This is a genomic window from Myroides phaeus (assembly GCF_900099675.1).
Lineage (GTDB): Bacteria > Bacteroidota > Bacteroidia > Flavobacteriales > Flavobacteriaceae > Flavobacterium > Flavobacterium phaeum.
Genome location: NZ_FNDQ01000028.1, coordinates 21,909 through 33,726, shown reverse-complemented (window position 1 = coordinate 33,726; position 11,818 = coordinate 21,909). Strand labels below are relative to the sequence as shown.

Sequence of the window (11,818 nt, the reverse complement as noted above, 5' to 3'; positions counted from 1 at the left end):
GCTCACTCCAAATTATGTGCATAAAAAAATCCAGAGAGAAAATCCCTCTGGATGTATTGTTTAAAAACTTGTCAATCTATTTTAGGACTAGTCAATGAAAAAAGACTAGTTTTCTTCTTCATTTTCTTTAACTACTAATCTAAAACCTTCACCGTGAATGTTTAGAATCTCAACAGTTTCATCCTGTTTTAAGTATTTTCTTAATTTAGCAATATAAACGTCCATACTACGAGATGTGAAGTAATTATCATCTCTCCAAATCTTAGTTAATGCAACCTCACGTGGCATTAAGTCATTTTCGTAGATAGCTAACATTTTTAATAATTCATTTTCTTTCGGAGAAAGTTTGATTGGCTCATCATTTTCGAAAGTTAAGAATCTTAATTTTGAGTTCAAATGGAACTTACCAATTTGGAATTCAAATTTAGTATTATCCGTTTTAACTTCAGACGATTTTCTATGAATAATCGCTTTAATTTTCATTAACAATACTTCCGAATCAAAAGGTTTGTTAAGGTAATCATCAGCTCCTACTTTATATCCTTTTAGTACATCTTCTTTCATTGACTTAGCAGTTAAGAAAATGATTGGCACCTCTTTGTTTTTGTCACGGATTTCCTTGGCTAGAGTAAATCCATCTTTATAAGGCATCATCACATCTAAAATGCAAAGATCAAAAGAATCTCTTTTAAATTTTTCAAATCCCTCCATACCATTTTTAGCTAGAGTTACTTCGAAATCGTTTATGGCTAAATAATCTTTTAAGATTGCTCCAAAATTTGGATCATCTTCTACTAATAAAATTTTTTTGTTGTTTGTTGTTTCCATATATGTATTAATTTATTAATGGCATTTTAATGATAAAGGTACTCCCCTTACCTTTTTCACTCTCCACATACACTTGTGAATTATGAACTTCAACTATTTGCTGAACATAAGCTAATCCTAAACCATGTCCTTTAACGTTATGCAAATCCCCTGTATGCTCTCTATAGAACTTGTCAAAAATGCGTTTTTGAGCTTGCTTACTCATTCCTACACCATTATCTTTAACCTTTATAAGGATGTACTCTTTAACATTTTCTGTATATACATCTATAATAGGAATATCTGCCGAATACTTAATTGCATTATCCAAGATATTTACAATAACACTTGTAAAATGGAAGTCATTTCCTAAAACATCACTTCGTCTCGCATCTAAGTGAAGATTGATTTCTCCCCCTCTATCTTGAATAATTAGGCTAACATGTTCTACTGCATCTTCAATAATCTCATGAACATCCATAGCCTCTTTTTCAACGTCAAACTCTCTACGTTCAAGTTTCGAAATACGCAACACATTTTCTACTTGTGCATGCATACGCTTATTTTCATCACGAATCATTTGCAAATAGCGATCTACTTTCTCTGGATCATTTATAACCTTTGGGTTTTTAATTGCATCTAAGGCTAAATTTATCGTAGCAATAGGTGTTTTAAACTCGTGGGTCATATTATTGATAAAGTCTGTTTTTATCTCAGAAATCTGCTTTTGTTTAATCAACTGATTTATTGCATTTAAATAAGCTGCAATAATTACAATTGTAAACAAAATAGATAAAAACGTAATCCCTATTAATGAAGAGAATAAGTATTTACTCTTTTCAGGAAACGTAATATACAATTGATATTTACTCTTATTTTCATTATCTACCAAAACCGGAACTCCATAAGTAGAATCATCTTCATACTCAAACTCATCCGATTTAATTTTAGTAGCCAACCCTCTATTATAAACCCCAAACTCGAATTTAGCATTAACTCCGTATTGTTTTAACTCCTTTTCAAGAAGTTCTTTCAATTTGGCTTTAGAGATACGCTCATCTACACTCCTTAGAGCTACAATATCTTTAAAATAAATATCAAACTGTGCTTTATCTAATACATCCAGATCCCCTGTCTTCTCAATAACTTCATCAGGATAATTCTGCTTTAAATTATTCCTATCGAAATCATCTCCTTTATAAATTTCTGTCTTTCTTTTAGACACAAAGTTTTTGACTTTTAAACTATCTGTCTTTTTATCAAAGAACGAACTCTTAATATTATAGTCTTCTAAAACTAAAATATTAGAGTAAACTATTTGCTCATTGGTCATTGGGTTTCTTTCTACCACATAATACTGCTTCAACTCATTTTGCTTAGGTGGTGTACCTATACTATCTCTAAGTTGATTATACATTCGGTAAAATTCTGTAGCTTCATCCTGTTGCAGTGTATTTGCTACATTACCTATCACCTGTTGTACGTGGTATTTGAACTGCTCTTCATTATTCTTATAAGAGCTAATAATCCAATAAAGCTGAACAATGATTATTCCTATTAAAGAAAAACTCATTATTCCTACTAAAAGCCGAAATCTGACTTTACTCATTCTTATTTCAAAATTAACATTAAAAAATCACTTTAAACACTTGTTAACACAATATTAACCATTAAAATTCTTTAAATTTTACAATTAATATCTGCAATTATCATTTTAACCTCTTTTTTTACCTGTTCTTTATTAATATTCGCAATTACATAATCACTTTTAAGAATTTTTAATGAATCCTTCATTTGATTTGCGATAATTGCTTGTACATTCTGCGAAGAAACACCGTCCCTTGCCATCACTCTTTGAATTCTGACCTCCTCTGGCGCAGTTACTAAAACTACAAAATCACATTCTTTATCCAAATCCTTCTCAAAAAGTATAGCACTTTCCTTTAAAACGAACTTAAAATTTCTATGTTCTTCTACCCACGTGATAAAATCTTTTTTCACTTCTGGATGCACAATCTTGTTCAACTGATCTAATAAAGTCTTGTTATTGAAAACTATATTTCTCAATTTTTTTCGATCAATAATTGGCCCGTCCATTATGTTTTCTTCAAATAAAGCTTGTACTGCAGCTACTACATCTGGTCTATCCATAATAGCTTTAGCACGTTCATCTGATATATATACAGGTATTCCTTCTGAAGCAAACATCTTTGCAACAGTTGTTTTCCCACTTCCAATGCCGCCAGTCAATCCTACTATTAAAGCCATAATTCTCTAATTATTTAAAAAACATTTCTGGTAATCCTTCTTCTGCTTTTTTACCTAAGATGTGTAGTATATAGTTAGCTTTAACAAATCCTATACCATAACCAACAAATTGTAAAAAAGTTGCTATTATAGCAAGAAAACTTATCTTAAAACTCTTTTCTTTTATAAGACAACTCAAAAATATCAATAAAAAATATATTACATATAATCCAAAGATGTAAAAATTACTAAATAGTAATAAAATACTCAAAGCAAATCCACAAATAAACAAAGTCGGAAACCAATAGGTAAACTTTGCATATGATGGATATCGCTGATTTAAAATCGGACGTGCTTTTCCAAACTTATTTACTTGCGTATAAAATTTATCCCAATCTATCCTGCGTTTGTGATATACATACGCTTTTGAAAACAATTGCGTATCAAATCCTAATTCCCACAAACGGATTGTTAAGTCTGGATCTTCTCCTGGATGTACTTTCCCATATCCCCCAGAGGCTAAGAAAGCTTCCTTAGAAATCCCCATATTAAAACTACGGGGTTGAAACTTACCTATACGCTCACTTGCCCCACGTATTCCCCCAGTTGTTAAGACAGATGTCATTGAAAAATTTATTGCTTTTTGCACATCGCTAAAACTATCTAAAGCAGCATCTGGTCCACCAAAACAATCAACATATTCTTCTTGTAAATAACTATCAACTACCGTTAAATATTGCTTTGGAATAATACAATCTGAATCTAAAACAATAAAATATTCTCCTTTTGCTCTACTCATTCCGTAATTTCTTGAATCACCAGGTCCCGAATTGCTCTTGTAGAAATAAGAGATAGTTAATCTATCTTCATACTTTTTTACTATTTCACGGGAATCAATTTTTGAACCATCTTCAATCACCACCACCTCAAATTCCTTAGTATAAGTTTGTTGAGTCAAACTCTCTAATAGCTCGTCTATCTCGTCTGGACGATTATATACCGGAATAATAAAAGAAAAATACATTTATAAAGTTTTTATAATACTTTGACAAAAATATCGTTAAGTATTGTAATAAGAAAATACATCACTATATTTATCAATACTATTTAAAAATTCAAATATACTTTATGTTTAAAAGGCATCCTAACCTTTAAACAGCAAAGTATCTCAAAACGATTTCTATGAATAAAATTAATATACTGTGGGTTGATGATGAAGTTGATTTATTAAAACCACACATCCTTTTTCTTGAAAAGAAAAACTACGCAGTTAGTACTTGTACTAACGGACAAGATGCTATTGAAATGTTTAAAGAACACGATTTTGATATCGTTTTCTTAGATGAAAATATGCCTGGACTTTCAGGCCTTGAAACATTAAATGAGATTAAAGCAATAAAAAATAATACACCTATCATAATGATCACCAAAAGTGAGGAAGAATACATTATGGAGGAAGCTATTGGTGCAAAAATCTCTGACTATTTAATCAAACCTGTAAATCCAAATCAGATTCTGCTTTCTTTAAAAAAGAACTTAGATGATTCAAGACTTATCTCTGAGAAATCATCTCTAAGTTACCAAAAGGAGTTTAGAAATATCTCTATGGATTTAATGCAAGCGCGCGATTATGAAGATTGGATTTCTATTTATAGAAAACTTTTATATTGGGAACAAAAACTTGAAAACATTGAAGATCAAAGCTTAATTTCAATTCTTGATTCTCAAAAAACTGAAGCTAACTCTCTTTTCGGAAAGTTTGTTGAAAACAACTATGAAGATTGGATTAATGACCCAGAGAATAGTCCTGTTTTTTCCCACCAAATATTTCGTAAATGGGTGGCTCCTGATTTAAAGAAAGAAGATTCTAAAATTCTATTTGTTGTAATTGATAACCTAAGATATGACCAGTGGAGAGCCTTTGAGTCTGTCGTAACAAATCATTATAAAGTAGAGTCAGAAAACAGCTTCTTCTCTATTCTACCAACAGCTACACAATATTCACGTAATGCTATATTCTCTGGTTTAACTCCTTTGCAGATGTCAGAGCAATTGCCTCAATATTGGAAAAATGACACAGATGAAGGTGGAAAGAACTTATTTGAGAATGAATTCTTACAAGCTCAATTGCAACGCCTACGTTTAAATATTAAAAACGAATATTTCAAAATCACAAACCAACGTGAAGGTAAAAAACTTGTAGATAACTTTAAATCACTTAAAGACAACAAACTGATTACTATTGTTTACAACTTTGTAGACATGATTTCTCACGCAAAAACTGAGATGGAAGTAATCAAAGAGCTTGCGTCAAATGACAAAGCTTACCGCTCTTTAACTGTTAGTTGGTTTAAAAACTCTCCTCTTTTAGAGATGATTCAGCAAGCACAACAATTAGGATATAAACTTGTTATTACTACTGATCATGGTACAATCAATTGTAAAACACCTTCAAAAGTAATTGGGGACAAAAACACAAGTTTAAACCTGCGTTACAAAACTGGTAAGAGCCTTACCTTTGAAAACAAAGATGTTTATCACGTTAAAGACCCAAAAAAAATACAATTACCAAACATTAATATCAGTAGTTCTTATATTTTTGCAAAAAATGATTACTTCTTAGCGTATCAGAATAATTTCAACTATTACGCTTCTTATTTTAAAAATACCTACCAACACGGTGGTATTTCTTTAGAAGAAGTAATCGTCCCTTTTATTGTTTTAACACCTAAATTGTAAAGATGACTGAGATTATATACTCGTTAAAAGATATCAAAGAAGTTGCTAAAAAAGTGATTAACAACTTACAACACAAAATTGTTTTATTCAATGCTCCTATGGGTGCTGGTAAGACAACGTTAATTAAAGAATTAAGTGAGTATATCGGGGTTAAGGATATGACCAGTAGTCCTACCTTTTCTATTGTAAATGAATACAAGTCAGAAACTACAAACGAAAGAGTTTATCATTTTGACTTATACCGTTTAAATGATGAAGAAGAGGCATATGATATGGGAATGGACGAATACCTTGACTCTAACAATTGGTGCTTTATTGAATGGCCTGAAAAAACACCAACAATAATACCAGACGAACACGCTGAAATTGAAATAGAGATATTAGAAAACGGCGACAGAAAACTTGTATTACGTAATAATTAAATACTGAAAAGATTATGGCGATGACAACTCCTTTTTCAAAGAAAGACCTTCTACCTTTAGAAGAGTGTCTAATGGTAGAACGCAAACGAAGTGATATGTTTATAGGGGTTCCTAAAGAGAACTTCTCTACAGAAAAACGTATTTGCATTACCCCAGAGGCAGTGCAAACCTTAAGCACTTACGGACATCGTGTACTTATTGAAAAAGGAGCTGGAGAAGCCGCAAGTTATAGCGACTTAGATTATAGTAAAGCTGGAGCTGAATTAACCAGCGATCCTAAAAAAGTCTATAGTTGCCAGATAATTGTAAAAGTGGTACCTCCTACTCTTGATGAAATCAAGTTAATGGCTCCTTATACTGTTATTTGGTCCACTGTACAACTAAAAACACTTAGCAAAGCGTATTTTGAGGCATTGTCTAAAAAGAAAATATCTGCTATTGGTTTTGATTTTATCCACGACAAATATGGAGCATACCCTGCAATTAGTACGCTTAGCGAAATAGCTGGTATATCTGCTATCCAAATTGCAGCCGAATTAATGACTACTACAAACAACGGTAAAGGTCTTTTATTTGGTAATGTAACTGGTGTCCTTCCTACAGAAGTCGTTATTTTAGGCGCTGGATTAGTAGCTGAATACGCGGCAAAAACTGCATTAGGAATGGGAGCTAACGTCAAGGTGTTTGACAACTCTATTCAAAAATTGCGTAGACTGCAAAACAATCTTCCTCAACAAATCTCTACTTCTACTATACAAGAAAAAATACTTCAAAAAGCATTAATGCGTTGTGATGTTGCTATCGGCGCTATAAGAGGTAAAAATAGAGCTCCTATCGTTGTTAGTGAAACAATGGTTGAAAATATGAAAAAAGGCGCTGTCATTATTGATGTTTCTATTGATTCTGGTGGATGTTTTGAAACGTCTGAATTAACTACGCACGAAAATCCTACGATAGTTAAGTCTGGTGTAATACACTATGGTGTACCTAATATTACTTCTCGTTATAGTAAGACTGCTTCAATGGCTTTGAGCAATATTATAACTCCAATGCTAATTGAGTATGCTGAAAACGGAGATTTAGATGGCGCTGTACATTCTGATTCTGTGTTGCAAACTGGAATCTATAGCTACAAAGGATTGATTACAAATCGCATTGTAGCAGAATGGTTCAATCTTGATTATAAAGACATACACCTATTCGCATTTTAAAATTTTGATAAATGATTAGTTTTCCATTGTTGAATTACTAATTTTGCACAAAACAAATTAAAAATGAAGTTTCCACAACGTTTAGCTTATTACTTATTTGGACTATTAATTGGTGCCATGTTTTTATTCTTCTTCTTTGGTGAAAAGAAAACAGACTTTTGTTACTTACCAAATTGTAGAGTTTTAAAAGATTTGAGAAGTAAACCTGTACTATATTCTAAGGATGCAGAGGTAAAACTTACTGAAGGATGGGTTACTAAAGACGATATCCGCAAAACATTAATGTATGGGAAAGTTGACTTTTCTGAAAGTAAAGTTGAACTTGAAAAAGGTAAGCTGTACGTTATTTCTGGTAGAAACGGTGAAAATGAGCCTATTATAGTTAAGATGATTAACTATGAGAATAAAGTTAAGTTATACGACATAGAAAAAGTTTCAAAATAGTTACTAAAACATTTGTTACTTTAATCGGAAAGTCTATCTTTGCAATCCCTTAAAAATTAAAAATAAGGGCGATTAGCTCAGTTGGTTCAGAGCACCTCGTTTACACCGAGGGGGTCGGGGGTTCGAATCCCTCATCGCCCACAAAAAAACTCTTGTATATACAAGAGTTTTTTTGTTTTATATCACTTCCTATTTATTTTCAAATTAAGGACAAGATAAAGAGTAAATCAATCCTAAAAGTTGTGTTTATACATAAAGTTATTTCTTATCACTTAATGCTTTCATAAAAGCAATAACATCACTCATCTCTTCATCTGTTAATTCTAAGGAATAGTCAGGCAACGTTTGATTTGGCACATCAAGCCCTAACCCTATTCCTCCTCCTTTATTATAAAAGTCCATAACCTCTTCCAAAGTTTCATATACACCATTATGCATATACGGACCACTTTCTCCAGCATTTCTAACAGTTGGTGTTTTAAAAGCATATTTCAACTGCTCTAAATCTGTATTAAATACATATCTACCCAAATCTGTATCTAATTTTGTTCCTTTCTTGTCCATAGGAACGCCTAATACTTCTTGCTCTGAATTAGTAAAATATGGAGGTACTGTTCCATTGAATACAGGAATAAAGTGACAAGTAGCACATTCTCCTTTTCCAACAAATAAATTAAATCCACTCTTTTCTTTTTTTGTCAAAGCAGTTTGATCTCCTCTCATATACAAATCAAAACGAGAATTAAAAACAGCCAGCGAGCGGATATAAGACGCTAAAGCATTCTCTAATTGCCATACTTCAATCTGCTCACTTTCTACAAAAACCTCTTTAAACTTATGTCTATATGATTCAGAATCTCGCAAATGTTCTACTATTTCTTCTAAGTTTCCATGCATCTCATCTTTATTAGTAATTACATCTGAAGACTGACTTTCTAATGTAACACTTCTCATATCCCAAAATTGGCCGTGATAATAAGCAGCATAGTTTAAAGATGGAGTATTTCGTTTTAATGGATTTCCTTGCAAATCTAAAGATGTTTTTAACCCATCTGAAAATGCCTTATCTGAATGGTGACAATCCGAGCAACTACGCACGTGATTTTTTGACAACTTACGTTCAAAAAACAACTCCTTACCCAATGCTATTTTTGCAGGTGTCATATAATATGATTCATCTGGCAAAAAAGCATTCAAATTAATAAGATCTTTTTCAAACAAAGATCCTACCTCTCCTTTTACCACTTGATTTCCTTGATTAAAAGGAATACCTAACTCCTTTTGTAAGGTTACTACACCTTTTGCAATCGGATCTAAGTAACTTACAATATAAGTTAAGTAATCAAACTCATTTTTACTTGGGTTTACTTCACAGATAGCAATAGCTTCCTCTAACAATTTATTTAACTTATTAAATGTCTCTGCCTCACGCCATTTTTCTGTCAATAATAAAACCTCAAGAACACCGCGCAAACTCGCCTCTGCTTCAACAAATTGCAATCCACTCTCAGGGGTATCAAACCCTGTGATACCAAGGGCTGTAATTTGAAACAACTCCATTTTTAAAGCCTCCAAAACCGAGGTATCTGAAATAGTAATAACATCAAAGTTCTTGCGAATACTATTTACATTATTTTTAACTATTTTTACTTCTGTCAACAACTCTTTATAATCTACTTCTTTAAAGTCGCCATAGATTATTTCTTCTATCACTTGAAAACCTTCCGCTGGTATAAACTTATTCTCATCTAAATCTAATTGATCTAAAGCTGGTCCATTTATTGACTTACTTGTATGGGGTAAAAAATAAGAAACAGCCCATTCTATTTCTTTAAAGGATATTCTACTTTTTACAAATGCCTCTCGAATAGCAACACTATCCTTTCGCAATTCCACCGCATCAAGCATATGATCTACTTCTTGCTCTAAAACAGCAACCTTTTCAAGTAAATACTTATTAAAAGAAACATTATCATAACTATTTTCTGACTGTTTACAACTGACAAATAGCATAAACAAAGACAACAAGACTACATATTTAACTTTAAACATAGGCTAAAAATTTTCCCCTGATAAAGCACAAGACAATACCAGGGGATAATACACAACTTTTAAATTATCTTTCTACATTGCGGATAATTACTACCTGCCCTCCTTCTTTATTTTTGTTCACTCCTGCCTTATCAGCATCAACAAACTCATCTTTTTGCCAAGTGTGAGAGTGAATATTAACTGAAAAAGTATTTGGAATTCCTACTAACTCTGAAATATCTTCCATAGCTCCAAACTCCCACGAACCAAATTTTTGTAAGTTACCTGATTGATTATAATTCTTTTGCCACTCTGCATCATCGCGATTGTGTTTCATATTCAACCAAGGTTTATAACTACCATCTGACATTTTATACTGCCAGATATACGAATCGTGTTGTGCTGCTGCATAATAAGAATCTCCATCTTCTTGAATATATACATAATTTTCTGTTACAGCTAAGTTATCTGGATTGATCAAATCTCTTCCTGGATTACTATCTCCCTCTGCTATAACTGCAAGTTTACCACTCATCATATTTGCAGGATCAAGTACCAAACGATACACACGTCCCCACATAGTAAACCCTTTCACTGGGTTTCCACCACTTGCTTGTCCTGTTGCTGTAAAGTAAATCTCATTACCTTTTTTCGCTCCTTTTCTATAATCAACATCTTCTACACGTGAAAAGCGAATAACACCTAAATCCATATTCACTTGATTTATCTGTGCTCCTGTCAAATTCTTAGCATTTGGTATTTCAACAAATTCAACATCATATTCACTTCCTTTTACCATATCCATTTCAGTATATCCACCTGATTTACGCTTTAAAGCATATAACTTTCCATTATGCAAATCACCTCTACTTCCAACATACATCAACAATTGCCCAGCACTTTGATGGCTTGAGCTATATCCCTGATCTTCGCCAATAAGTATAAATGTTTTTCCAAGTGAAACATCTACTGGAAGAGGAACAGCATTTTCCATACTTGCCTTTCCTAAAGCAGGTAGTACGCGATCAACACTTGATTTTAATGACACATCTCCCAACGGGTTAATAGCGTGAACCATACTTTCTTCACCTGATTCACCTGCAGTCAAAAAAACAGGACCAAAACCATGTACTTCTGGCTTTGCTAATGTCGCAGAACACAATCTTGTTATCCCTCCAATTCCGTCAACAATATACTCTCCCTTAACAGGTTTAAACGTTTTGTCTAAATACACTCTCGAAACTGACTTCATAATCTCATGATTCGTAATCATCAAATAACCATCACCATTAGGATCTTTCATAAAACCTGCACCATCTGGCTGTCCTCCAAAAACGAAATCTGGCGATTGTTCTAATTTGTCTTCACTTGAAATTAGTGAGAAAATTTCCAGATTTTCAAATCCAGGCATTGCATATACAAAAGCTGGTGTTTTTGAAAAATTCTTCAAATCAATTGATGTTTCTGGTTTTTCTTCTCCCAGTAATTCTGCCTTAGAAGAATTGTCATCATCACAGCCAACAAAAGATGTTGCTAATAATAGTCCTAAAGCTATTTTAGGTAATCTGTTACTAAGTTTCATAATTTTATATTTTAGTTTCACCAAACTTAGAGTTACCGCATTAACAACATATTAAAATAGTATTATCAAAGTGTTACCAAACCAAACATTAACTCCTTACGTATATTACCTCAATGTAAAATAGGATTAACATTCAAATACAAAAAACACACTTACCTATCTTACAAACAAGGCATTAACACTAAAAAAACACCTCACCAGCCTAACCCTCTTAATCTATTTATTATTATTCTAATTAGTCTTTCTTTCCCGATTTCATCTAAAAAAAGCTCCTAATAAGGTTTGTTTTACATCCTGCTCATAGCTAATAAAATACAGATTAACCCTAAGAATAA

The 11,818-nt window shown here is 32.5% G+C and carries 10 protein-coding genes and 1 tRNA gene; 5 read left to right on the top strand and 6 right to left on the bottom strand.

The window, feature by feature from the left end; all coding sequences use genetic code 11:
- Positions 1 to 105: 105 nt before the first annotated feature.
- The 4 genes from BLT46_RS11665 to BLT46_RS11650 all read right to left on the bottom strand — a co-directional run bounded on the left by BLT46_RS11665 (position 106) and on the right by BLT46_RS11650 (position 4,078).
- On the bottom strand, positions 106 to 828 hold the full coding sequence (locus BLT46_RS11665) for a response regulator transcription factor (RefSeq protein ID WP_090410295.1): 723 nt from the start codon (positions 826 to 828) through the stop codon (positions 106 to 108).
- 7 nt (positions 829 to 835) lie between these two features.
- Entirely contained in the window at positions 836 to 2,380 is a 1,545-nt protein-coding gene (locus BLT46_RS11660; RefSeq protein WP_245722986.1) for a sensor histidine kinase, read from the bottom strand.
- Positions 2,381 to 2,487: 107 nt separating this feature from the next.
- Positions 2,488 to 3,075 carry a dephospho-CoA kinase gene (gene coaE, locus BLT46_RS11655; RefSeq protein ID WP_090410293.1) on the bottom strand — a complete coding sequence of 196 codons (588 nt, stop codon included), beginning with the start codon at positions 3,073 to 3,075 and terminating at the stop codon, positions 2,488 to 2,490.
- A gap of 10 nt (positions 3,076 to 3,085) precedes the next feature.
- Positions 3,086 to 4,078 (bottom strand): glycosyltransferase family 2 protein, encoded by a 993-nt coding sequence (locus BLT46_RS11650; RefSeq protein ID WP_090410292.1) that lies wholly within the window; start codon positions 4,076 to 4,078, stop codon positions 3,086 to 3,088.
- 158 nt (positions 4,079 to 4,236) lie between these two features.
- Here BLT46_RS11650 and porX point away from each other — a divergent pair, with 158 nt between their 5' ends.
- The 5 genes from porX to BLT46_RS11625 all read left to right on the top strand — a co-directional run bounded on the left by porX (position 4,237) and on the right by BLT46_RS11625 (position 8,011).
- A complete protein-coding gene (gene porX / locus BLT46_RS11645) occupies positions 4,237 to 5,793 on the top strand; it encodes a T9SS response regulator signal transducer PorX (protein ID WP_090410291.1) in 1,557 nt (518 codons plus the stop codon).
- Positions 5,794 to 5,795: 2 nt separating this feature from the next.
- Positions 5,796 to 6,215: a tRNA (adenosine(37)-N6)-threonylcarbamoyltransferase complex ATPase subunit type 1 TsaE gene (gene tsaE, locus BLT46_RS11640; RefSeq protein ID WP_090410290.1), complete on the top strand. Its 420-nt coding sequence runs from the start codon at positions 5,796 to 5,798 to the stop codon at positions 6,213 to 6,215.
- Positions 6,216 to 6,229: 14 nt separating this feature from the next.
- On the top strand, positions 6,230 to 7,426 hold the full coding sequence (locus BLT46_RS11635) for an alanine dehydrogenase (RefSeq protein WP_090410289.1): 1,197 nt from the start codon (positions 6,230 to 6,232) through the stop codon (positions 7,424 to 7,426).
- A gap of 63 nt (positions 7,427 to 7,489) precedes the next feature.
- On the top strand, positions 7,490 to 7,870 hold the full coding sequence (locus tag BLT46_RS11630) for a DUF4258 domain-containing protein (protein WP_090410288.1): 381 nt from the start codon (positions 7,490 to 7,492) through the stop codon (positions 7,868 to 7,870).
- Between the two features lie 66 nt (positions 7,871 to 7,936).
- Positions 7,937 to 8,011, top strand: a tRNA-Val gene (locus BLT46_RS11625).
- Between the two features lie 117 nt (positions 8,012 to 8,128).
- Here BLT46_RS11625 and BLT46_RS11620 read toward each other — a convergent pair.
- On the bottom strand, positions 8,129 to 9,922 hold the full coding sequence (locus BLT46_RS11620; protein ID WP_090410287.1) for a cytochrome-c peroxidase: 1,794 nt from the start codon (positions 9,920 to 9,922) through the stop codon (positions 8,129 to 8,131).
- 64 nt (positions 9,923 to 9,986) lie between these two features.
- Positions 9,987 to 11,483: a PhoX family protein gene (locus BLT46_RS11615; RefSeq protein ID WP_090410286.1), complete on the bottom strand. Its 1,497-nt coding sequence runs from the start codon at positions 11,481 to 11,483 to the stop codon at positions 9,987 to 9,989.
- Positions 11,484 to 11,818 lie beyond the last annotated feature (335 nt).